Annotated in this window: 4 protein-coding genes (1 of these 4 running past the window's edge); 1 reads left to right on the forward strand and 3 read right to left on the reverse strand. The window is 67.0% G+C overall.

The features are described from left to right. Window positions 1-23,227: the 3' portion of an S-layer family protein gene (locus Q0Q36_RS18005; protein WP_293800004.1), read on the forward strand. The gene continues 13,745 nt to the left of window position 1, outside the view; only the last 23,227 of its 36,972 coding nucleotides appear in the window; the start codon falls outside the window, past its left edge; the stop codon is at window positions 23,225-23,227. Window positions 23,228-23,983: 756 nt separating this feature from the next. Here the strand turns inward: Q0Q36_RS18005 and Q0Q36_RS18010 are convergent. The 3 genes from Q0Q36_RS18010 to Q0Q36_RS18020 all read right to left on the reverse strand — a co-directional run bounded on the left by Q0Q36_RS18010 (window position 23,984) and on the right by Q0Q36_RS18020 (window position 26,629). Beyond that, window positions 23,984-25,363: an O-antigen ligase gene (locus tag Q0Q36_RS18010; protein ID WP_293800005.1), complete on the reverse strand. Its 1,380-nt coding sequence runs from the start codon at window positions 25,361-25,363 to the stop codon at window positions 23,984-23,986. A gap of 2 nt (window positions 25,364-25,365) precedes the next feature. Then, window positions 25,366-25,944, reverse strand: a complete 579-nt coding sequence (locus tag Q0Q36_RS18015; RefSeq protein WP_293800007.1) for a hypothetical protein — start codon at window positions 25,942-25,944, stop codon at window positions 25,366-25,368. A 481-nt stretch (window positions 25,945-26,425) separates the two neighbouring features. Beyond that, the gene (locus Q0Q36_RS18020; protein WP_293800009.1) at window positions 26,426-26,629 is read right to left on the reverse strand and encodes a hypothetical protein; all 204 of its coding nucleotides are present in this window, start codon (window positions 26,627-26,629) and stop codon (window positions 26,426-26,428) included. Window positions 26,630-26,806: the final 177 nt, after the last annotated feature.

Raw genomic sequence — 26,806 nt, forward strand, 5'->3', positions numbered from 1 at the left:
GAACCGCATCGGCAGCTGGACCACAAGCGGCACGGACAAGAACCGCCGCGACAGCCTGCTCGCCAATGGCGGCACCGTGGTCGAGGCCTCGCTGACCCGCACCAAGGTCACGGCCAGTGGCGCGCTCACCGTCGATGCGCAGTCGAAAAACCAGATCAGCGCGCTCGTCGCGGCGGCGGCCGTCGCGATCGGTGGCGGCGGCTCGACCGGCGTCGGCGTCTCGGCCGCCGGTACGGCGGTGGTCAACGCCATCGCCGTCTCGGCTAACGCCTTCATCGAGGGCAACGGTATTACGAACAGCCTGATCGCCAGCAATGCGATCTCGGCCGGTGCTGTCAGCGTCACCGCGAGCGATACGTCGACAATCAACGCGATTGCGGGCACCGCCTCGGTGGCGGGCGGCGTCGGCGGTTCGGCCGGCGTTGGCGTCGCGGTCGGCTTTGCGCTCGCGATGAACACGATCGTCAACGGCGTCGAGGCCAAGGTCGCCCATCTCGGCGACGGCCTCGGCACGACTGGCGCGGTGCTGGTCAAGGCGACCAGCAATGCGACGATCCAGTCGACCACGACGGCGGCCGCCGTCAGCATCGGCGGGGGCGGCTCTGCCGGCGTCTCGGTTTCGGCCGGCGGCGCCTTCGCCTTCAACAACATCGTCACCGCGACCAGCGCCCATATCGATTCAAGCCGCATTACCGGCAGCGCGAGCCTGACCGTCACGGCGGAAGCGACCTCCACGATCAGCGCTACCGTCCTCGCCGCCAGCCTGTCGGCCGGCGTCGGCGGTGCGGCCGGCGTCGGTGTCGGCGTCGGCGCCTCTGCCGCCGCCAACCAGATCGGCGGCTGGACCACCAGCGGCACCGACAAGACAAGGGTAGACACGCCCACGATCGGCGGCCAGTCCTCCGTTATCGCAGCGCTGAACGACACCAGCGCCGTCACCACCGGCGCGCTCTCGGTCTCGGCGCGCTCGGCGCAGACCATCCAGGCGCAGGTTGTCGCTGCGGCGGCTGCGATCGGCGGCGGCGGTTCGGTCGGCGTCGGCGTGGCCGCAGCGGGCGTGGTCGTTACCAATGCGATCGGCGTCGATACCCGCGCCACCATCAACGGTGACGGCGCGACCGGCATCGATGCCGGCAGCATCGCGCTCTCGGCCAGGGACCAGTCGACGATCAAGGCTCTCGCCGGATCCGCCTCCCTCGGCGGCGCGGGCGGCGGCGCGGCCGGCGTCGCGGTGGCCGTGGGCTTCACGCTGGCGCTCAACAGCATCACCGGCGCGGTCGAAGCCTCGATCAGGAACGCCGACAACCTCGTGCAGAGCCGCAGCGGCGCGATCTCGCTGACGGCGCGTCGCGAGGGCTCGATCTATGCCGCGGCGGCAGCTGCGGCCTTGACCGTCGCAGGTGGCGGCGCGGCCGGTGTCGGCGTCAGCGGCGGCGGTGCCTTCGCTTCCAACGTGATCACGGGCTCGGTCTCGGCTTATCTCGACGCCAGCAAGGTCACGAGCGCTGATGCGCTCGCCGTCTCGGCCTCGGTCGGCTCGACCATCACGGCGATCGTCTCCGCTGCAGCCGCCTCGGGCGGCGGCGGTGGCGCTGCGGGCGTGGGCGTCGCGATCGGCGTCGCGGGCGCCGAAAACCGCATCGGCGGCTGGACGACGAGCGGTACCGGCAAGGACCGCGCCGACACCGCCAGCGGGACAGGCATGGTCGTCGAAGCCTATGCCCAAAACAGCACGCTGAACGTCACCGGCGCGCTCTCCCTGACGGCGACCTCCGAGCAGACGGTCTCGGCCGTCGTCATCGCGGCCTCGGCCGCGATCCAGGGCGGCGGCGCGGCCGGCGTCGCGGTCTCAGCGGCGGGCTCGGTCACGGCCAACGCCATCGCCGTGACGACGCGCGCCTATATTCAGGGCGACGGCATCGGCATCTCCGCCGGCAGCATTTCCATCGCGGCGTCCGACACCTCGGCGATTTCGGCGGTCACCGGGGCAGCCTCGCTCTCCGGCTCGGGCGGCGGCGCGGCCGGCGTCTCGGTCGCGGTCGGCTTCGCGCTGGCGCTGAACAGCATAGCCGGCGATGTACGCGCCTGGATCGATTCCGCCAATGACGGCGTGACCACGACCTCGGGCGACCTTTCCGTTTCCGCGCGCAGTACCGGCACCATCCAGGCGATCTCGGCTGCGGCCGCGCTCACCGTTGCGGGTGGCGGCGCGGCGGGTGTCGGCGTCAGCGGCGGCGGCGCGGGCGCACGCAACGCCATCTCGACCAAGACGGATGCCACCGTCACCAGCAGCAAGCTCAATGCGAGCGGCGCGGTGACGATCCTCGCCACGGCGGATGCCACGATTCTCGCCAGCGTGGATGCGGCTGCGGCCGCAGCCGGCGGCGGTGGCGCGGCCGGCGTCGGCGTCGCGATCGGTATCGTCGCGGCGGTGAACCAGATCGCCGGCGGCAGCGAGGTCCAGGCCTATATGGATCGCTCCTCCGCGACGGCCGGCGGTGCGCTTTCCGTCACGGCGTTGTCGCAGCAGACGATCAAGGCCAATGTCGCGGCGATCTCGGCCTCGATCCAGGGTGGCGGCGCGGCCAACGTCTCGGTCGCGGGCTCGGTCAGCGGCGCGGTCAACACCGTCTCGGTGCCGACGCGCGCCTATATCTCGAACCTGGCGACGGGCGGCCTCAAGGCCGGCAGCGTCTCGGTCTCGGCGTCGACGCTTTCGGCCATCACGGCAATCGCGGCTGCGGCAGGCGTGACCGCCGGCGGCTCCGGCGCGGCTTCGGTCGGGATCGCGGTTGCGGCGAGCGTCGCCACCAATACGATTTCCAGCACGACGGAAGCCTATCTGCGCGACCTCGGCAATACGCTGAATACGACCTCGGGCGGGGTTGCGGTCACCGCGACGACCGGCGGCAGCATTGCTGCGACCGTCTCCGCCGCGAGTGTCAGCCTCGGCGGTTCCGGCATCGCGGCCGTCCAGATTTCGGGCGGCGGGGCCTCGGCCGTCAACGTCATCACCGGCGGCACGCTGGCTTCGATCGACACCAGCGGCTCGGGCACCAACCGCGTGACGAGCGCAGGTGGCGTCGGCGTCTCGGCGAGCCGGACCTCGGCCATCGACGCCAATGTCGTAGTCGCGACGGCCTCGGTCAGCGGCTCGGGTGCGGCCTCCGTCCCCGTCGCCGTTGGCTTGAGCGGCGCGCAGAACCTGATCGGCTCCTGGACGACCCAGACCGGTAGCACGACGCGCAATCAGCCTTCGCTCGATTCCAATGGCAGCGTGGGTGTCCAGGCGCTGATCGCCGACACGATCGTCGATGCGCAGGGCGCTGTTGCGGTCACCGCCACCTCGTCCAGCACGATCAACGCCAGGGTCGCGGCCATGGCGGCGGTCCTCGCCGGCAGCGGCGGCGTCAGCGTCGGCGTCGCGGGCGCCGGCTCCTATTCCGGCAACATGATCGCGATCGCCACCTCCGCGGCGATCACCGGCGCGACCAGCAACGTCAAGGGCAGCGCGGTCACCGTACAGGCGCAGGACAGCGCCACGATCAAGGTCGATGTCGGCACCGCCGCCGTCGCCGCCGCCTTCGCCGGCGGCACCGGTGTCGCGCCGTCGATCGGCATTGCGACCGCGCTCAATATCGTCAGCGATTCCGTCATCGCGAGGACCGACTCCGCCGCCCTCACGGCGCGGACGGGCGATATCGCGATCAAGGCTATCGCCAGCGCGACCATTACCGCAACGGTCGCGGCGGCTTCCGCCGCGCTCGCCGGCGGGAGCGTTGCGGTCGGGGTCGCCGGCGGCGGCGCGATTGCCACCAACCTGATCGGCGGCGAGACCCGCGCGACGACCAATGGCGGCTCGCTGACGGCCCAGGGCAAGGTCACGATCCATGCCGAGAACACGAGCACGATCGACGCGCACACGGTAGCGCTTGCGGCCGGCGCCAATGTCGGTGGCGTCTCGGTCGGGGTGAGCCTCGGCGTCAGCACGGCGGTGAATCTGATCGGCTACGGCTATGCCGACAGCGAGGTGGCAAACCCGCAGACGCGCAAGCAGGCCAATGCCATCGAGGCTCTCGCAGGCAACACGACGATCCAGGCCGGCGGGCTGCTCGAGGTCAGCGCGGTCTCGGCTCAGACGATTTCGGCGCTGACCGCGGCGGGCGCGATCGCGCTCGGCGGCGGGGCGATCTCGGTGCAGGGCGCCGGTGCCGGTGCCGGCGCGCGCAACCAGGTGGCGGTCGCCGTCACGGCGCATGTCGAAGGCGATGGCACGGGCATCCAGGCCGGCTCGGTCAACGTCGCAGCCGGCGACACTTCTACCCTCTCGGTGACGACAGGCGCGGCCTCGGTCGCCGCGAGCTTCGGTGCGCTCGGCGGTGCGGCTGTCTCCGTCGCGGTCGCGGCCGCGACCAACCAGATCGCCAACGACATCGCGGCGCGTATCCGTGGTGCCGACAGCCTCGTGAACGTCGCTGGCGCCGTCATCGTCAGCGCCGTCGAGGCGGCGCAACTGACCAGCCGCGCGGCGACGGCGTCTCTGGCTGCGAATTTCAGCCCTGTCGGCGTCACCTTCGCAGGCGGCGGCGCGACGACGATCGATCGCGTCGGCAGCACGACCACGGCCAGCATCGAATCGAGCAAGCTCACCGCAGCGGGCACCGTCGCTGTCACGGCAAGCGACACGACCAATATCGATTCCGCCGTGCTCGGCATCAATGTCGCGGCTGGTATCCTCGCATTGGCGGCCGGTGGTGCCGTGGCCGACGTTCAGGCCTCTCCCGTCGTCACCGCCAAGATCGACGGTTCGCAGGTTCAGGGCACGGGCATCACCGTCTCCGCCGTGGCGACGCCGAGCGTCCATGCCAAGGCGACCGGCATCAATGCCGGCACGGCGGCGATCGGCGCTTCGACTGCTCTGAGCAAGGTCCAGGCGGCGGTTGCAGCCTATACGATAAACAGCCGGATCACCGGCACGGATCTCAGCGTGCTCGCCACGCTCGCCCAGCCAACCGGCAGGCCCACGGCCTGGTCGGAGGCCACGGGCGCCGTCGGCGGCCTGATCGGCCTGAACTCGACGGTCACCGATGCGCGCACGCTGGGGACGGTTGCGGCGACGATCGATACCGGCAGCGACCTCGCGCTCAGTGGCACGACGACGCTCGCCGCGGCGAGCGCGGCGCAGCAGGTCTCGAACGCCAGCAGCGCCAGCATCGGTCTCGTTGCAGCGGGCGCGACGGTCACTACCGCCGCCTCGGCGATCGACACGACGGCGACGATCAAGACCGTGAAGCCGCTCGCCTCAGGCGCGATGACCGTGACGGCGACGAGCAACGACGACAATGCGGCGCAGGCCATCGCCGGCTCGGGCGGACTCGTCTCGGGCACGGCCGCCTCGGCCGCGACCAGCTCGGGCGGCACGACCACCGCTTCGCTCGCGCCTTCGGCTGCGATCGACCTCACAGGCAACTCGGCGGCGAGCGGCGCCTTCTTCATGGCTGCCAACCACACTGCGATCGGCCGCAGCCAGGTGCTGACCGCGAGCTATGGCGCGCTGGCCGGCAGCGGCGCGGTGGTGCGAGACAGCTTCGCCCACACGACCAGCGCCGTCTTCGGCGCGGGCTCGTCGGTGACCGCGCGCGAGATCGCGGCCTCTGCCCAGAACACGATCCGCAAGCCGCAGCTCGATCAGGCCAATATCGTCGGCTCGACCGGCGGCATCGCCAGTGGCGCCGGCGCCGACAGCCAGACGACGCTGAACGTGACCGCGACGGTGAATGTCGACAGCACGGCTGCGAACCCGACCTCGCTGCAGACGATCGGCCGGGTGGCCGACACACAGGGCGGCATCACGCTCGCCGCTTCCAACAAGATCGACGCCTACGACAAGGTAACCCTGACCACGGGTGGGGCCATCTCGGGCGCGGGCGCCCAGTCGGTGATCCGTGCCGATGCCTTCAAGGCGCAGGTGCTGGTCGGCGCCTCGGCCAATATTCTGACGCTTGGCACTTTCACGGCCAGCGCCAACGGCTCGGGCCAGGCCAGCTCCGTCTCGAATTCGGAAACCTACGGCGCCGCCACGGTCGCCTTCGGCAACAGCACGGTCGACATCCGCCCGGATAATTCCGTCAGCATCGGCGCGAGCGCCGCGATCACCGCTTATGGCAACCTCAACCTGACGGCCGGCACCGACGCCAACCAGTTCGACGATTATTACGTCACCTCGGCCCGTACCGACACCTTCGCCGGCAGCGCGATCCCGATCCAGTCGATCGATTCGCTGATCAACCTGCTGCAGACCAACACCGTCTCGGTCGCGGGCGGCGCGCAGCTGCGCACGGCGGGCGACGCCAACCTGCTGACCAACCGCCTCGGCGTCGCCAGCACGGACTCCAAGGCCAAGGGCACGAACTGGGCCACCGCGCTCGCCGGCGCGATCGACAGCGTACTCGGCGGCAGCGGCCAGGCCGTGATGTCGGGCACCGCGAACCAGGGCTCGAACGGCCGCGTCATCGTCGACGGCACGGTCGAGACCGGTATCGCGCGCAACATCTCGATCGCCATCGACCAGATGTCGCTGGCCTGGGGGTATGAGACGGTCGGGACGGGGGCCAATGCGGTCCAGCGCTATGTCCCCATTGGAACCAAGATCACCGGGCGTGTCCTGGTGAACGGCCAGCAGCTCGACGCTAACGGCAATTTCATCGCCGCCGACATCACCAAGAACACGTTCGAGCTGGTGGTCAGCGATTCCGGCACGGCGTCGACCGTGCTGAAGCGCCTGCCGATCGCGCTGACCTTCGGCAACGGACTGGCTTCGAGCGATCTCGTCGGGCAGCTCTACGACGCGCAGGCGAAGCTCGTCACCTACAAGCAGAACGACACGCTGCAGACGTTCTACAAGAGTGAGATCAATCGCATCGCCGGGATCCTGACCAGCCAGGGCCTCGCGGACATCTTCTACGACCAGGCCGGCAATATCATCGGCGTGCGTGCGGTGCAGAAGCAGGTTCAGACGCTGGGCATCGGCGCCTTTACCGCTGGCGCCGGCCGCATCACCGTCGTCGCCGACGAGCTCACCGGCACGGGCAGCCTCGATGCCCATGCCGACACCAAGGTCGAGATCATCAACGATTCCAGCGCTTCGCTGAATATCGGCGGCATCACCATGCCGGAATCGAACGGTGGAACCTTCTTCAACAACACCAACGTCACGACGTCGAGCGACCTCGCCGTCAATCGCGGCCTGATCGTCACCGAGAACCTGCGCAACAACAACGCCAGCCAGGCCAGCGGCGTCGCATTCTCCAATCTGACGCAAGGCGGCGTGGTGTCCTCGACGATCAAGAGCGACATCATCATCACGAACACGCGCGGGGCTCAGCCGAACTTCGACAACACCGACATCATCCCGGCCCCGGCGATCAACATCGTCGGCAAGATCTATGCGGTGAACGCCACCTTCACCCCGACGACCCAAAACGGCGGCGCCTACAACCAGTTCGCCGACGTGCGGGTCAAGGGTCTCAACGCCCAGATCGGCGGCGCGGTCACGATCAAGGACATCACGTCCTATATGATGGCCGACCCGTATGGCCAGATCGCGGGAACGATCAGCGGCGGCAATCCGAACAACATCATCAATGCCGGCGATCCGGCCGCGGTCGTAAATGCACTCAAGAATGCCGCGCAGCCGACGCTCATTGCGGACGGCATCGTCACCATCAACGCGCAGTTCATCAACATCGACGGCCTGATCCAGAGCGGCCGCGACAGCTACACGATCGACATCCGGAAGAATTCGGCGGTTTCGGACGAGATCGAGCAGATCCGCGCCAATCCCTGGCGCAGCAACGTCATCAGTTCGCTCTCGGGCAACGGCTTCTCGGCGAGCTTCGACCGGGTAAACAACCGCATCGTGATCAACGAGATCGCCAGTTCCGGCGGCAAGATCTCGCTGACCGGCACGATGCTGAACACCCGCCCGGATGGAGCGCAGCTCCGTGCGCTCGGCGGCTATGCCAACGTCACGGTCAACAACGCGCTCGACTACGACGTCGTGATCACGCGTATCGACCTGTCGCAGCGTGGCGCCGGCATCATCGACATCAAGGACCTGGCCTATGCCAACGCCTCGAGCGGAGTCGCTTTCAAGCAGACCCTTCTGCAGCAGGCTGCAGACGGATCGGTCTCGAGCTATGTGGCCGATCTGAAGGCAGACGGGACCGAGGTCGGTGGGCATTCCAATGGCGGGATGCTCGGGAGCTACAATCCCAAGAGCGGCTATCGCTACGCCTTCAGCGTCGGCGTCGGCACGACGACGACCTATACCAAGACGACCGGTTCCTCGTCCTGGCTCGGCATCGACGCTCTGGCAGCCGACCCGCCGGACCAGAACAATTACGATACTGCCGTGACCAAGCCGGGCGCTCTGATCCCCAACAGCGGCTATTATTACGTCGACGCAGATCCTAGCCAGCCAGGCTACAACCGCGACGACGTCGTCACATTCTACACCAAGAACCCGGACGGCTCGCTCGGCCCGGTCCTGAGCGTCGGCAAGAGCTGGACCGAGAGCACCTGGTACGGGAAGAAGACCTACTATCAGGAGAACATCTCGGTCGTCCGTCAGGAGACCGACGCGACGCATTCGATCCGTGCCGATTACGGCATCGCGATGAGCTTTACCGGCAACACCTCCGGCACGGTCACCATCAACTCGACAGGCGCGGGGCGCGTCCTGCTGCTCGGCGGCATCGCCAATGCCAGCGGCTCGACCACGATCACCTCCGGCGGCAGCATCGAGATGCTGAACGCCAACAACGCGATCACCGGCACGAATGTCACCCTCCAGGCCGGCGGCAGCATCGGGCGCGGTGCGACCACTGCGCCGACCGACCAGGCGATCATCGTCAATGTTACGGGCGCGCTGCTGGCGACGACGACGCGTGGCACGATCAACCTGACGACGACGGGCAATTTCGCGATCGACCGCGTCGCCGCGTCGAACGGCTATGATGTCCGCCTCAATGCGCGCGGCGACATCACGGTCGCGGCCGGCAAGACCGGCCAGATCGTCGCCGGAAGCCTGACGATCGTTGCCGGCGGCAAGGTCGGCGGCACGAGTGCTGCCGCTGCGCTGAAGCTCGACACCGGCAACACCCAGCGCGACAAGGTCGACATCACCGCGTCCGGCGATGTCGGCATCGAGGAAACCAGCGGCGACCTGCGGCTGAACTCGCTGCACACCAGCGGCAACGTGCTGGTGCAGGTGGATTCCGGGGATCTCCTGAACGTCAACAACGTCGTGGTCCTCGACACCCGCGTCGCCGACCAGCTGATCAACGGCGTCTGGAAGGATCTGGCACTCACCACAGCCGACGCCGACGCGAAGTTCAACGCGACGCTCGATGCCTACGAGACCGTCAACCGCCAGGAATACGCGACCTATTGGGCTTATCGGAATCTGCAGGCAAACCCTGCCGTCTACGATGCGACGTTCCAGTTCCGCTTCGCCGCCGGCTCGTCCGAGCTTGCGACCTACCAGGCGATGTATCGCCAGCAGGGAGCCGATAAGGGGCTGAGCGGAGCCGCGCTGGACAGCTATGTCGCTGATGCGATCAGCACGCTCGAAACCTCGCGCACGCTGCAGTACCGCACGCTGAACAATCAGTACGGAAAGTACGGCAACGTCTACATCGCCGACCTCGCCGGCGCCTATGACAGCTACTGGAACTACCGCAGCCAGCAGGCCGATCCTTCACAATACCAGGCCGGCTTCACCGTACCGGTTTCGCAGGCGGAAAAGGATGGCATCCGCGCCGGCATCCTGGCCTCGACCCTGAGCGGGGACGCGCTGACGGCTTATGTCGCCGACCAGCTCGCCAATCTCGAAGCAGACCGCAACCGGGACTATCAGGCGCTCGATCGCATCTTCGGCGGGCTCGGCGCCAGCCAGAGCGCCGATTTCGGCCAGAGATACGAAACTTATTGGACCTACCGGTCCAATCTGGGTCAGGACGGCAAGCCGATGCTCTCGGCTGCCCAGCAGAGCTATTATCAAAAGCAGTTCTCCGACGCAGGTACCGCACTGGGCAAGACGGGCGCCGATCTCGACAGCTATGTCGCGGCCCAGTTCACGCAGCTCAACAGCGATCGCAATGCCGACTATGTCGCGCTGAAGGCGACTTTCGATCGCTTCGGCGACAGCTATAACGCCAACCTGGCGACCAGCTACGCCACCTATTGGGGCTGGCGCGGCACGCTCGACAGTGATGGCAAGGTCCATCTGACATCGGCCGAGCGCACCACCTATACCGACGTCTTCGCCAAGGCCGGCGCTGCGATGTCGAACGCCGACGCTCTCGTCGCGGCTGATGTCCGGACGCGGCTGGCGGCCGCCGAAGCGCAGCTCAAGACGGATTACCAGGCGCTGAACACACGCTTCGGAGCCCAGGGCAACGCCTATGACGCGACCTATGCGCTGACGCTTTCGAGCGCCGACCGGACCGATTACGCGACCTATTGGGGCTATCGCAGCCAGCAGGCGAACCCCGGCGTCTACGATTCCGGCTTCGCGCCCCGGCTTGCCGGCGATGCGCTGACGGCAGCGCAGAATGCCGCTTCGACTGCGAGCAAGGCCGCCTTGCAGGCGGGGACGCTGACGACCACGGCGATCGACGCTCGCGTCCAGACCGCCGTGACCAGCCTGTCGAACGCCCGCACGGCCGACTACGCCAAGCTCAATGCCTTCTTCGCGCAGTTTAACCTCGGCACGACCAAGCAGACGAACCCGCATTTCTTCGTCGACCAGGCGACGAAGGATGCGATCAATGCCGGCATCAAGCGCTGGACCCAAGACGAACTGATCAACGCTGTCGGCCAGGGCCTGCTCAAGGAGACGACCAGCACGCAGGTCCAGAAGCAGGACCCGATCATCACCGGCGGCAACGTCTCCATCGTGGTGCGCGGCACCGCGCAGGGCGGCGGCAATGTCGGTTCGGTCGACGGCGTCACCATCATCGACGTCAGTGCCCATCAGGCGCTGACCAAGGACCAACTCATCGCGCTCGGCGCCGCCGAGCGCAGCGACATCGTGCTGCTGACCTCAGCCCCCGTCCCGGCGACCGTCACTTTCGGCAACGATGGCGGTCAGGGCGTCATCACGAATCTCGGCGGCAACTGGGATCCGTCGATCTTCACGGTCGGCGCGACGCTCTACATCGGCGGCGCGACGCAGAACGCCAGCGGCGAGTCGCCGACGGTCTTCACCATCGCCAGCGTCTCCGGCAACGTCATTCGCACCAATCAGGTGCTGACCGCCGAAAGCGGCAAGGTGGTCAGTCTCGGCGTGCGGCTCGCCAGCGCGGAAGCGCCGCGCGCGACCGCGCAGATCACCTTCGGCCCGGACCGGACGCTGACCCGCGACAGCGGCAGTTTCCTCGATGATGGCTTCACCGTCGGTATGCGCATCGGCGTCGCCGGCGCCTTCGGCGTCAAAACCGCGAACCAGACCGATGCCTCGCATTACTATACGATCGCGCAGGTCACGGCCTCGACGATCACGCTGGTCGGCGGCGACGTGCTGACGGCGGAAGACGCTCGCAACGTCATCGTCTTCCAGTCGGCGCTCGATCCGGCGAATCCCGGCAATCTGATCAAGCAGGTGCTGATCCAGGGCCGTAAGCCGATGAACCTCTCGGCCAGCGGCACGTTCAGCGTCGATGCCGACCGGCAGATCTTCATCGGCACGCAGGGCGCGCTTGCGCTCGGCTCGGTGACTTCGCGCAATGGCGACGAGATTCGCATCAAGACCAACGGGGGCCTCACCAACGCAGCCGGCGCGAACGCGACGAACATCACGGGCGGCAACATCGTGCTCGAAGGCGGCGACGAGGCCGTGGGCACCGCTGCCAACGTCATCGGCATCGACCTGAAGGGGCAGGGCGCGCTCACCGTCCGCACGGCGAAGGACATCTTCGTCACCGAGCGCAACGGCGATCTGAACCTGGAATCCGCCTACTCTCAGAGCGGCAGCGTCACGCTGGTCGCCGATGGCGGGATCCTCGATGCGGTCCACACCGACACCAACAAGATCGTCGCCGCGAACCTCTATCTGAAGGCCAAGGGCGGCAGCATCGGCACGGTCTCCGACCGGATCGAGGTCAAGCTCTCCGGAACGGTGCGCGCGTCGGGCACGGGCGGGGTCTATCTCGAAGAGACCGGCGGCAACATGAACCTGCTGTCGGCTGTCGCGAGCAATGGCGACGTCGTGCTGAAGGCAGCTGCCTCGGTGCTGAACGCCGGGTTCCTCGTCAATCCGGGCGACATCGATTCTGCCACCTATGCCGGCGGCGCCCCAGCCAATCCGCTCGTCAACGTCATCGCGAACAGCGTCACGCTGATCGCGGGCAACACGGTCGGCACCTCGGGGAGGGGCTTGGCCATCGACAGCCGCGCGGCCGGCAATCGCCAGGGCAATGTCAGCGCGCAGACGGTCTTCGGCAACATCTATGTCGAGGAGGTCGTGGGCGACCTGGCGCTCGGCACGGTGGGCACCGCCAATACCGGCGTCGCCTTCCTGACGGCGGCGGACGGCAGCATCGTCAACGGGCTTTCGCTCTATAACGACGCCGACAAGTCGAGCACGGCGACCGGTTCGAACCTGACCTCGGGCAAGGCCTATCTCATCGCCAAGAACGACATCGGCGCCGACGGCAGGCGCATCGTCGCCCGCATGAGCGCGAACAACGGGGCGGGCCACGACACCTATGGCGGCATCGAGGGCTATTCGACGGCCGGCAGCGTCTATCTCTGGAACATCGGCGGCCTGCGCGTCGGTGGCGTCGTGGCCGACACCGCGCCCGGATTCCGCGCCGCGGGCACGCTCAGCATCCGCACATCGAGCCCGCTGACGATCGACAAGGACATCATCTCCGGCGGTGACATCACGCAGACCGCGGGCGAGACCGGCGCGAGCGGCGACGATCTCACCGTGCTCAGCGGCGTCACGATCTTCTCGACCGGTGGCAACGTCACGCTCAATGCCGGTGACAACCTGATCGTGCAGGACGGCGCGACCATCAAGGCGGCCGGCGCGATCACGCTGCGCGGCGATTACAGCGCCTCCGGCAGTTCGGACGGCACCGGCGCGCTGATCGATCTCAGAGGCACCTATGTCGGCGCCTCGATCACGGTCGAAGGCGGCCAGAACAACGACGACATCCGCCTGAATGGCACCTTCCAGACGGGTACGCGCACGATCACCTTCGACGCTGACAACAGGCCGGTCGAGGGCGCGCTGACGGTCGGAGGGTCGATCACCATCCTGGCGAAGGACGGCGACGATGTCGTCACGCTCGGCGGCACCTTCAAGACCGGCACGTTGACGGTCGATGCCGGCGAGGGCGCGAATACGGTCACGCTCGCCGGCACCTTCGATGTCGCCGGCGCAATGATCGTGAAATCCGGTTCGGGCGCCGACGTCTTCGACCTCGGCGGCGTGATCAAGGCAGGCTCGCTTGCCGTCTCCGGCTCGGCTGGCTCGGGCAACGGTCTCGGCAACGACAGCTTCACGCTCACGGGCACCTTCAACATCGCCGGCCTGCTCGCGCTGGACGGCGGCGCCGGTATCGACACGCTGACCGACGCAAAGGTCACGGCCGGCGCGGTCACGGCGTCCGCCAACATCACGGCGGGCGCGATCGCGATCGACCTGAAGGACGGCGCAAACGTTGTGAGTCTCGGCGGGCACTACACGGTCTCCAACGCCTTCACGCTGAGCACGGGCGCCGATGCGGACAGCATTACCGACGCGATCTCGGCCAATGGCGCAGTCTTGCAGACCGCGACGATCGAGACCGGCTCGTTTGCGCTCTCGGCCGGTGCGGGCGACAACACCATCACCCTGCTGGGCAGCACGGTCGCGGCCTCGACGCTGGCTATCACCACGCTGGGCGGGCGCGATCGGGTGGCGCTGCGCGGGCGCATGCGCTCGACCACGACCGACATCCATCTCGGTGCGGGCGACGATACGCTCGAGATGACGCTGCTCGAGATTGCCGGCAACACCAATGTTTATGGTGAGGACGGCCAGGACACGATCGTCGTCAACCGCCTGCCGGATCTGACCAGCGCGGCGGCGAACGGCCGCCGCGACACGCTGAACATCGATGGCGGCCAGGACACCGACACGGTGCGGGTCCAGCTCGCCGGTGCCTCGACCTATCGCATCAACGTGCATGACAGCGGCGATGCCGACCGCGGCGTCGACACGCTGACGATCCTCGGCACCGATGCCGCCGATACCTTCCTGATGCGCAAGAACTTCGTCGCACTGGTCCACCCCAATGCCGACGGCACCTATCCGGCCAACACGGCGGTGGAGCGGATCAATGTCGATGCCTCGCTCAACGGGCGCATCGTCGTGGAAGGCGGCCTCGGTGACGACCGCTTCTACATGGACGACGACGCGGCGCTGATGACCGTCGACGGCGGCGCGGGCAACGACTTCTTCCAGATGGGCCAGATCTTCGCGACGCCGCGCGACGTCGCCAACGGGCTGCTCGCTGAGGACGCCTTCGATACGGTCCAGGTCTCGTTCGGCGGCTATCTGTCGAAGGGCAATTCGGTGCCGGTCGTGATCTACGGCGGCACCGGCGACGACACCTTCCAGATCTACTCGAACAAGGCCGATCTGCGCCTCGAAGGCGAGGATGGCGACGATCAGTTCATCATCCGCGCCTTCGCGCTCGCCGATAACGGCAAGATCAAGGTCAATGCCGGCGCCGGCAACGACAAGATCGAGTACAACATCAACGCGCCGGTCGATATCGACGGCGGCTCGGGCTTCAACAAGGTCGTGGCGCTCGGCACCGAATTCGCCGACACCTTCGTCGTCACCCGCGACGGCGTCTATGGCGCGGGCCTGTCGATCAAGTTCGCCAATATCCAGGCGGTCGAGGTCGACGGCCTGGAGGGCGACGATACGTTCTATGTGCTCTCGACGGCACCGGGCGTGGTTACGACGCTGATCGGCGGCCTGGGCAGCGACACCTTCAATGTCGCAGGCGACGTCTCCGGCGAGGTCGTGGCGCGTGACGCCAAGGGTAATTCGGCCGTCATCAACCATACCATCTCCAGCACGGATCCGCGCTTCGACGGGCTCTTCGTCGCGGGCGTCACGGCCTCGGTCTCGACCGCCGATGGCGGGGCGATCAGCGACGGCGGTGGCCTGACCCTGCGCGAGGACAGTGCGGTTTCCACGCCGAACGCCGTCGGCAGCAGCGTCGGCACCTATACGGTCGCGCCGCCGGCTCCGACGACGACGGCGCTGACGGCGAGCGACACCGCCGTCGTCACCGTCTCGGCGGCGCAGGCTTCTTCCCAGAACCGTGCGCTTGCCGGCAACGCGGGAACGGTCGAGGTTTCGCTCGACGGCGTGACCTATGCCGATGCGCTCACCATCGCCTACTCGACCGTCTCGGACGGCCATGGCGGCTATGTCTGGCAGGGCGCGCGCACGGTCTATGTCCGCGCCAAGTCGGACACGGCGGCGGAAGGCGACCAGAAGGTCGCGATCGGTCACTCGGTGCTCAGCAGCAATGCCGAGGTCAACGGCACCTGGCTGCGCACCACGCTCGTGACGGTGCTCGACGACGACAAGGCCGGCATCATCGTCACCCAGAGCGACGGCGACACCACCGTCATCGAAGGCAACAAGCCGCAGCAGAAGGACGACTACACCGTCGTCCTGAACAACAAGCCGCTGGCCGGCGAGACGGTGCGCGTCACCTTGCTGCCCGACAGCAACCAGATCACGCTCACCCGTGCCGACGGCTCGGCCCTGCCGCTCGATCAGGACGGCCACGCCTATCTGGAGTTCACCGACCAGAACTGGTCGACCGCGCAGACGGTGCTTGTCGCCGCCCCGCATGACGGCATCGCCGAGAACCGCCAGCTCGTGAACGTCACGCACAAGGTGACGAGTTCGCTCGGTGCCAACGGCTTCTTCGGCAATGTCGTCGAGCAGCCGATCGTGCGCGTCACGGTCATCGATTCCGACACCGCGAGCGTCCTGGTGCGCCCGGCGCCGGGAGGCGTCGTCGTCACCGACACGCAGCCTTCCTATTACGACATGGTGCTCACGACGCAGCCGACAGGCCCGGTCACCGTCAGCATCGCCAATGACGGGCAGACCATCCAGTCGAGCAGCGATCCGCGCTTCACCGCCGCTTCGAACGGCCATCCGGCGAGCGTGACCTTCGGCCCGAACGATTACGACACGCCGATCCGCATCATCGTCTCGCGCGATCCCAACGGCACGAGGACGACGAGCGACCTGAAGACGTTCTCACGTCAACCGCACGACGTCAGCGCGATCGAAGGACCGCTCGTCGTCATCGGCGGGGTCGGGCCGCAGAACCGCGGCCTGCAGCAGGCGATCGCGCTCCCCGGCGAGGCCAATGCTGTCGTCACGCGAGACATCGCAAATAACGGCCAACCCGATCTGGACAAGCTGATCGTCTACAACGACTCGACCAATGTCGGCGTGACCGGCGAGCTGACCTTCGACCATATCGGCGGCCTCGGCATGGCCTCGCAGGACATCGTCACGGGCGGCGCCAACAGCCAGACCTATCGCGGTGGTATCACCTACACGTCGATGAGCGTCGTGCAGGTGCTGCTCGGCCAAGGCAACGACACCTTCACGGTCAAGAGCACGGCCGACGCGACGCTGACCGAGATCGACGGGGGCGGCGGTGCAGACCGGCTGATCGTCACGGGTTCGACCGGCCCGCTCGCTCTGTTCGGCGACACGTCGGCCGATAACAGCCGCTACGACTCGACGCCGCAGAACCCGACCGGACGGGCCTTCGCCTTCCGGACCGAGGGCATGACCGGCGTTGACGGCAACCCCGTCAGCCTCGACGACTATATCGACGCCTCGGGCGCGACCGGCATCGTGATGATCGATGGCGGCGCCGGGCGCGATACCATCATCGGGGGCCAAGGCCGCAACTACATTGCCGGCGGCGCCGGAAACGATAGCATCACGGGCGGCCCGGCCGCCGACTACATTCTCGGCGATTCCGCCTTCAACCTCGACGTGGCGACACGCTTCGTAACGATCGACGACACAGGCCTTGCCGGTGCCGATACGATCGACGCGGCTGCGGGCGACAATGTCGTCATCGGCGACCATGGCCAGATCTATCAGGACGGCGCGGCCACGCCCGGCTTCCATCTGGAGGGCGCGCATGTCGTCAGCCGGGTCGTCTCCACCAACACGACGCAGGGCGCTGCCGACATCATCACGGCGACGGCCGGAAACAACGTCATCATCGGCGGCGCCGGTGCGGACAGGATCACGGTCGGCGCAGGCAACCACGTCATCTTCGGCGACAATGGCGACGCGGTCTTCACCGCGGGCGTTCTGACCTCGGTCACGACGCTCGACGGCGCCAATGGCGGTGACGACCAGATTCAGGCCGCTGACGGCAATTCGACGATCATCGGTGGCGCAGGCTCCGATGTGATCTCGGTCGGCAAGGGCACGCAGGTGATCCTGGGCGACACGGGCGAGGCGACCTTCGACGTCGTCAACGGTGCGCGCGTCCTGCTCGCCATCAAGACCAAGGACGGCGAAGCCGCTGTCGGCGGCGCCGACACCATCACCGCCGCCGATGGCGACACGACGATCATCGGCGGCGCAGGCGCCGACAGCATCACCGTCGGCAAGGGCACGCAGGTCATCCTCGGCGACAGCGGCTCGGCCACCTTCTCCGACGGCAAGATCGCGAGCATCACCTCCGTCGCGACCGACATCGGCGGCGACGACGTGATCGAGGCTAATGACGGCGACGCCACGATCCTCGGCGGCGCGGGGGCGGACCAGATCACGGTCGGGATCGGCAACCACGTCATCCTGGGCGACAACGGTCAGGCGCTCTTCACGCTGGGCATGCTGACGCGGATCGAGACGATCGACCCGGCGATCGGCGGCAACGACGTGATCAAGGCCAAGGACGGCAACACCACCATCATCGGCGGCGCCGGAGCGGATCAGATCACGCTGGGTTCTGGCACGCAGGTCGTGCTCGGCGACAGCGGCGTTGCGACCTTCGTCGGCGGCAAGATCGCGAGCATCACCTCCGTCGCGACCGATATCGGCGGTGACGACGTGATCGAAGCCAAGGATGGCGACGCCACGATCCTCGGCGGAGCGGGAGCGGACCAGATCACGGTCGGCACCGGCAATCACGTCATCCTCGGCGATAACGGCCAGGCGCTGTTCACGAACGGCGTTCTCGACCGGATCGAGTCTATCGATCCGGCGATCGGCGGCAATGACGTGATCAAGGCCGAGGACGGCAACACGACGATCATCGGCGGCGCCGGAGCGGACCAGATCACGCTGGGTTCTGGCACGCAGGTCGTGCTCGGCGACAGCGGCGTGGCCACCTTCCTCGACGGGGTGATCGCGACCGTGACCTCGACGGCAACCGATATCGGCGGCGACGACATCATCTCGGCGCAGGACGGCGACGTCACCATCATCGGTGGCGCCGGGGCCGACCGCATCACGGCCGGGCGCGGCAACCACGTCATCCTCGGCGACAACGGCCAGGCGACCTTCACGCTCGGCCTTGCCGACCATGTCGAATCGATCGATCCCGGCATCGGTGGCGACGATGTTATCCAGGCCTCGGACGGCAACGACGTCATCCTGGGCGGCGCGGGCGCCGACAGCATCACGACGGGCGCCGGCGACCATGTCATTCTCGGTGACAGCGGCCAGGCCGATTTCGTCGTGGCGCTGCAGAACGGCGTCGCCAAGGCGACGCGTTCCAAGGTCGAGACGCTGGCGCCCGACATCGGCGGCGACGATCACATCGTCTTCGGCTCCGGCCGGAACGTCGTGCTGGGCGGTGCGGGCGGCGACCTGATCGAGGGTGCAGACCAGGGTGCGGTCATCCTCGGCGACAACGGTGTCGTCACCTTCGATGCCGCAGGCGTGATCCTGCGGGCGCTCAGCCTCTCACCGGAGATCGGCGGCGACGACCGCATCACCGCGGGCAACGGCAACAACGTCGTGCTGGGCGGCGCGGGAGCGGACACGATCGGCCTCGGCGACGGCAACAACGTCGTGCTTGGCGATAGCGGCCAGGCTGATTTCACCAACGGAGCGGTCACGGAAATCGCCAGCATCGCGCCCTCCATCGGCGGCAACGACCAGATCACGCTCGGCAAGGGCGGCAATGTGGTGATCGGCGGTGCCGGCTCAGACACGATCACGGCCGGCGATGGCGCCGATGTGGTGATCGGCGACGCCGGCCACGCGACCCTTACCGCAACCGGCCTGCCGATCTTCGTCGAGACGCTCAATCCGGAGGTGTCCGGCGACGACGTGATCCGCATCGGTAACGGCAGCAGTGTCGTGCTCGGCGGTTCGGGAGCCGACCGCATCGCCATCGGCAACGGCCATAGCGTCGTGCTGGGCGACAACGGCACGGCGAATTTCGACGCGCTCGGCCGCGTCGCCCGCGTGGCGACCACAGTGCCCACCATCGGCGGCAACGACCAGATCGTCATCGGTGATGGCGGCAGCGTCGCGATCGGCGGCGTCGGCGACGACCAGATCACGAGCGGCTCGGGCGACGATGTCGTCCTCGGCGACAATGGCCTGGCGACCTTCGTGGCCGGCGTCCTCTCGCATCTGGAAAGCACCGATCCGACGATCGGCGGCAACGACACGATCGATGCCGGGGACGGCGACAATGTCGTGATCGGCGGCGTCGGCGCGGATACGATCACGACCGGCGCGGGTGCGGACGCGATCCTCGGCGACAACGGCGTCGCCGACTTCATCACGGCCGGCGGAGCACGCGTGCTGCGCCGCCTGCAATCGACCGATCCGCTGGCAGGCGGCAATGACCGGATCTCGGCGGGTGCCGGCAACGACTTCGTCGCAGGCGGAACCGGCGACGACGTGATCGACGGCGGCGCCGGTAACGACATCCTGTTCGGCGATCATGCGTTGTACGATCTTGCGTTGCCCGCCAATCAGCGCGGCGTCGCGATCTATACCCGCGCGGCCGATGGCGGTGGCAACGACGTGATCCATGGCGGCGCCGGCGACGACCTGATCTACGGCCAGCAGGGCGACGACCAGTTGTTCGGCGACGATGGCGACGACGACATCACCGGCGGCAGCAACGTCATCGGCGCTGCCGATGGCAATGACACGATCTCCGGTGGCAACGGCAACGACGTGATCATCGGCGACAACGGCATGATCCTGCGTCAGGTGCTGGTCGACGACGTCAAGCACATCACCTGGCAGATGGACCCGGCGCCCTTCGCGGCGGCACGCCGCGAGGTCACGTTGTTCGACCTGATCGACGGCGTCGGTGGCGGCGACCATATCATGGGCGATGCCGGCGACGACAGGCTCTTCGGCCAGACCGGCGACGACTGGATCGAGGGTGGCGACGGCGCCGACGAGATCGTCGGCGGGCTCGGCAGCGACCGCATCAGCGGCGGGGCGGGCAACGACATGATCCTCGGCGATCTCGGCCGGATCGTGCGCGCCTACCGTCCGGACGGCTCGGCCCTGCTCAACAGCGATGGCAGCTGGCACAAGGACGTGGTGCTGGAAGAGGTCGGCACGATCACCAGGGTGATCGCGACAGACTCGCGCGGCAGCGTCGACGGTTCGCTCGACATCGGCGCGCTGGCGAAATCCGACCTGCTGCTCGTCACCGGTGCGCGTGACGCGGCCGGCAACCTGCTCAACGCGCCGTCGGGTTCGCAGGCGACGGCGCTGCTCGCTGTGTCGCTCGGCCAGGCCTATGACGATGTGATCGACGGCGACGGCGGCGACGACACCATCTTCGGCCAGCGTGGCGACGACACGCTGCGCGGTGGCGACGGCAACGACGTGATCTATGGCGACCGTGCCTCGAACACGGCGGAATACGTCTCCGACCAGCCGACGATCGTGAACGCCGTCAGGCTGATGTCGGCTCCGGCCTCGGCGGGCTTCGCCCTGCCGCTCGGCGGGGCGGTGGTGGTTCCCGCCGCCACGCTGCTGCCACAGGCCTTGAACGCCACCGCCCCGCGCATCGACATCTATCCGGTGATGTCCGGGCCGATCAGCGCGCTCTCGGGCGCCGGGCCGCTGCAGAAGCAGGACGGTACATCGTTGACGGTCTACGCCTCTGTCATGCCGAACCTCGTCGATACGCATCGGGTGCTCTACGGCAACGACACGATCGACGGCGGGGCGGGCGACGACACGATCTATGGCGACGACTCGCAGATGTTCAGCCTCGACGTGACGCGCTATTCCTCGCTGAACGCCCAGATCGACAGCGTGACGCTGGGGATGCAGCAATTGCTGGCGATGCTCGACGGGGTCTCTTCCGGCGTCGACGCTATCGACTACGCGAACGGCCATGCTTCGCCGGTGCAACTGCGCTTCGGCAACGACACGATCACCGGTGGCAGCGGCAACGACGTGATCGTCGGTGACGCCGGGCGCACGGTGGTCGGGGGATCCGGTCTCGCAACGGATCGCGACTCGGCGCTGGCCCTCAACGGCTTCCTGGCGGCAATGCGCACCGCGGTCGCGGATGCGACGGCGGCCGCCGGCCATGCACGCGATTCGCTCGTCTACACGATGCAGAACATGTCCGGAGTTTCGCTCTGGTTGAGCCGCTACTATACCCCGGACATGTTCGCGGTGAGGCACGAGCTCGTCGTCGGCAACGACACGATCGATGCGGGTGACGGTGACGATCTCGTCGTCGGCGACAACCTGATCATCGTGAAGTCGGGCATCGCCCAGTCGCAGACATTCATGGACGGCTGGACGGATTTCGAAATCGGGCAGCGCGTCGCGGCGCAGGATGCGATCCTGCAGGCGCATCTGGCGATCGCTCACCCGGTCGATGCAGTCGCAACAGCAACCGGCGAGCTGACGCTGGGCGGCGGGCAGGGCTATGCCCTGGCCATCGGGAACGACAGCATCAGGACCGGAGCGGGCAACGACGTCGTCATCGGCGACACCGCATTGATCCAGATCCCGTCTGCGCGGAACCTGCAGGGCGCGCCGGCCTGGGCTGACGCGCTGGCCGCCGACCGGGCTCAGGTCATCGGCCGCCTGTTCGCTCACGCGACGGCGCCCTTCGCCGCGGACGGTTCGATCCCGGGCGACGCTCAGCTGCTCAGCGCTGCAACGTTCAACTGGGGCCCGGACGGCCAGAGCTTCGGTCGCAGGCCGGGTGCAGTTTCGATCGGCAACGATACGATCGAGATCGGGTCGGGCTCGAAGCGCCTTTTCGGCGGCACGGCGGTTCTGGTCCCGGTGCTCGACTGGTCCGGACGTCCGCTTGGCTTCGACGGGATCGGTGGAAGCGAGCGTGGCGCACTGGCTCAGCAGGCTCTCTTTGCCGCTCGCGTCGGCGTCGCTATCGGCGGCGCCGGCAATGGCTGGTCCATGGGATCGGGCTATGGCTGGTCGTTCGACCTGTCCGGGTTCTGGAACGGGTTCTTCCTCGGCGGCCGTTCCTTCGGCGTCTGGGGCTTCGATTGGGCGGGCTTCTCCGGTGGCTTCGGAGTCGGTGGCCGCACGGGCTCTGGCTGGGCGTTCGCCTGGACTGCGGGGCAAAGCGGCCAATCCTCCTGGATCTATGGAACGGATGGGCAATCGGGCCTGCCGCAGGGTGCCATGCTACCGGGCGGGCCGAACTTCCAAGACGGCCAGACCTGGCGAACTGCCAAGACCGGTATCCCCGTCGGATATCGTGTAGGTGGCGCGACCGACGCTGCGACCGGGGCCGATCTGTCGACACAGCGCATCTATCCGGGGTTCGGCAAGGTCGGTGCCTATCAGTCGGGTGTCGACCAAGTCGTCGACAGCGCCGGGCGTTCGGCCGTCATCCAGGTTCCGGAACTGACGGTCGGGATTCCGATGCTCCCGTTCCTGCGCGGCGGCAACGGTGCGCTGCTCGGCCCGATCGGAGGGCGCAACCGCGAGGAGGCGATCCAGGGGGTCTCCTACGAGGCGCTTCGTGCTTCCGACCTGATCGGCGCGCTGCTGCACTCGCAGATCGTCCTGAGAACAGGCGCCGAGGCCCCGGCCGGGCCTTATCGAAGCTATGTCTTCGACGAGCGCTCGGGCAGCCTCGTTCTGCAGGATCGCGAGGATTTTCTTCTGCTTTGACGAAAAGCGGCCGCGCAGCATGGAACCGCGCGGCCAGGCCATTGCCGAGGTTTTCGACGTGAAGACTTCGGATACAAGGACTTCCGCAGAACACTGCTTTGGCCGAAGCCTTCGCCTGCACCGAAGTCCCGCGCCTGATCGGCCCCATTTCGAGTCGATCGCGGACCGCCAGTCTGTCGCTGGCTCACGAAGCGGGGCAAAGGACCGGCTGGGGGTCGCGGCGCAAGAGATCAGATACTTATACAGGTACTCCAAATATGCAGGCGTTCGCGATCTTGCCCGGGCGCGGCCGAACGGCTCGGGCCCTTCATATGGGGAAGGCCGTCGGCCTCGAATAAGCTGTCAGATCGTCACCCGCAGCAAATGTCGGTATCGGTGGTTGCGTGCCCCCGCAACCACTGAGAGCGAAAGCCCCGTCTCCCTGCGAGACGGGGTTTTGCGTTCGCAGAGCACACAGCCAGAATCCGCGCCAGGTCGCCATGAGGCTCGAGTGAAACGCCGCCACCGTCGCGCGGCGTGACGATGATGCGCTCAACCGTCGACCGGATCGAACCGCCCCGGTTTTGTGGGAGGCCCCAAATCCTGAGAGGATGCGACCGCAAGCCCTGGCTGGCGACGGGCATGGCGGCTGAGTTGGAGGCAGACCGGGTTGCGCCGGATGCATAATACCGGCGACTATTCGATCAGCGATCTAGCCGAGGTATTCACCGCCTGAAGGTCCACGGTGTATCGGCCTCTTGTTCGAACCCAATCTCATCAGTCCGCAACCTGATCGCGTTCCCGCGTTGTCCAGCTTAACATATTCCGGCGGTAAAACCTCGAGGTGCTCCCATCGTGGCGGATCCACGCCCAGAGCGTGCCCATGACGAACCAGAAGTACCAGTTGAATGCCAGGTAGAAATGCATGTTGTCCGAATAGGATTCGAGCATATACCCGAACAGCAGACAGCCGATGATCAGCACGCCCGGTGGATCACGTCGCCATCCTCGCGCCAGGCACCAGGCCACGCAGCCGAACAGCCAGAGGAGCGCAAGCAGGCCGAGCAGACCGAGTTCGAAACTCATCTGCAGATAGAGATTGTGACCGTCGATGCCCGGTGGGTTGACGAGCGGGAAGAAGCGCGGAACTGAGGGCCTCAGCGTTTCGAGACCATGGCCCAGCAGCGGCTGCTCCAGTACCCGCGGAAGCACGGATTCCCACAAGGCCTCCCGCCAGGCATAGGAGTTCAGTCGCGTATCGGCATTCAGCTGCGAGAAGTCGTCGATCGCCGGTGCGGCCGTGACGTCCGTCACGCGGTCCATCAGGTTCGGATTGGCGATGAATAACACCGGCAGCAGCAGCAGACCGAAGAGGAAGCGGCGCTCGATCCCGACCGCATAGACCATGAACATCAGCGCACAGGCACCCCAGGCGCTGCGCGTCTTGGTCAGCAGCAGGAGCACCACGAGCAACGGGATGTAGAGCGTCACCAGCATGCGGATGCGGGGCGATGCGCGCACGATCCCCGAGGCCCGGATATAGAGCGCGAGACCGAGGATCAGCACGAGGTAGAAGGCATAGATGTTCGGATGCGTGAAGGTGGATTGCAGGCGGAAATCGTGCAGATCGGACAATCCTTGCGCGAGATCCACAAAGGCATAGAGCGTAGGCGGAATCGAGGAGACGAATACCACTTGGATGAAGAGGAGGATGTCGCGCGACGAACGCAGAATGAAGAACGGGATGGCGAAGAAGGCCCAGTAGGTCAGTAAGACGGAGGCCAGCCGTACCGCCGCGTTGAAATCCGGCGCCTGAAACGCCGAGCTGAAGGCGATGAGCAGGAAAGGCCCCCAGATCGCCATGACGGGAAACGGCGCCTTCAGCGGCGCCTGCAGAAACAGGATCCCGGCGATCGCGATCGCGAGCACGTTGAACAGGGCCCCCACCCCCATGGAGGCCGCGCCGGAATCGCCTCCGAGCAGATTGAAGATCGGATCAGTGGAGGCGCGGATCAGCAGGATGGCGAAGACAAGACCCCGCAGGAGCCGCCAAACCGCCTCGGCATTGGCCTCCCGCACGGAGCAGGTCCGCCAGACGCGACCCGCCTCCGGCGAAAGCAGGGCGCCGGGCGTGACGGCGGAGGGGCGGGGAGCCATCCTCATGTCTCCTGCTCCAAGGCTCTGTTCCGGGTCTCGGCGCGATGCCACTCCGTTCCGTTCGCGGCGCGGATCGGTTCGAGCCAAAGTTCTGCCTCTCGGCACCAGGAAGCGGGGACTGCGGCTGCGGCGCGGGCCCGGCCGATGCGGTCCATCACGCGCGGCGCAACGAGCTCAGCCGCCGCGCGCGGAAGCTCGCGCCACCGGCCATGACTGTCGAGGAAAGCTTTGTCACGGACAGCCAATCCCCCGGGGTTTCGCAGCAGGGCGTGGAAGAGGGCGATGACGAATGCCATGAGGCCGCCGTCGAGAATGTAGCGCGTGCGGGCCTTCTCGGCGATATCGTCCGGATCCACCAGCTCGCGGCCGCCGCCGCGCGAACGGCGATGCTCGTTCCATTCCGGGCCGAGCAGATCGTACTGGTTGCCGGCGACGCAGAGGACGACATACAGCGCGCCGACCCCGATCGAGGCCAGGACATAATCGCTTCGAAAGAAGACCACGCCGTAGGCGGCCGCCGAATACGCGAGGAAGGCAGCATAGGTGCAGGCGACGATCGTGATCATCTCGATGGAGATCACTGCCGCGGTCCAGAATACCCGGGATCCGTGAGCCGCGGCGGCGGCCGAAGGAGGTCGTGTGCCGGATAGGATCGAACTCGTTGACATTGGCCCGCCAGACAGTTTCGAGGTCCGCACAAGCTCAACGTCCATAGATATCGCAGGTTCTACGTCTTCGCAGGGGTTGCGCCTCTTTTCTTGTAAACGCGACGCGCGAGCTGGAATCGGCGCGTTAAAGGCGCAACGGGTTGCGCCTTTAACGCGCCGATTTCCGGCCTTCGGCCTTCACATTTCAGTTTTGCGGCAGAACGCAAACTATCGGACAGTCCCGACGCAGAGCCCCGACGACGTCATGCAGCTTCTCGGCGAAAGCGGAATCCGTGGAGAGCTTGAATTGCCGCCAACGATGCGGGCGAAGCCGTGGGCTGTCCATATCTTCTGAATCGTGCAGATCGCCAGCCCCGCGACTTTGGCCATGGCGCGCGCCGTCCGATGTGTTGCCTCATGGGGGCGGCGGCTTCAGCGTCATCGTCACGACAGTCGCGGTCTTGTCGTAGGCCGTGGGCAGCCTTCCGGGCGGTCTGGTCTTGTCCCGCAACACCCCGTCGACGCCCTCTTCCATGAAGCGCGCGGGCCGCCATACGGTCGTCTTCGCCGTATCTGCCGCCGCCGCGATCGCCGAGGTTCCGATGCCATCGGCGCTCATCAATACGATCCGGACACGCCAGACGGGCTTCGGTGCTGTGTCCCCGTCGGCGACCAAGGCTTCGAGACGCCGGTCAGCCTCGCCGAGCGTGATCCCAGTGCGCGTCGCGCAGGGGCGCATATGCCCGTGCTCCTGGGAATACCCGCGTGGACTCTTCTGTTTCGGTCAATCGACTAG

Source organism: uncultured Allobosea sp. (assembly GCF_945957345.1).
Classification (GTDB): domain Bacteria; phylum Pseudomonadota; class Alphaproteobacteria; order Rhizobiales; family Beijerinckiaceae; genus Allobosea.

Bases quoted from the DNA above. Each gene is read 5' to 3' on its own strand.
- Q0Q36_RS18010 (WP_293800005.1), bottom strand. From the start codon at position 25,363: ATGGCTCCCCGCCCCTCCGCCGTCACGCCCGGCGCCCTGCTTTCGCCG.
- Q0Q36_RS18020 (WP_293800009.1), bottom strand. From the start codon at position 26,629: ATGAGCGCCGATGGCATCGGAACCTCGGCGATCGCGGCGGCGGCAGAT.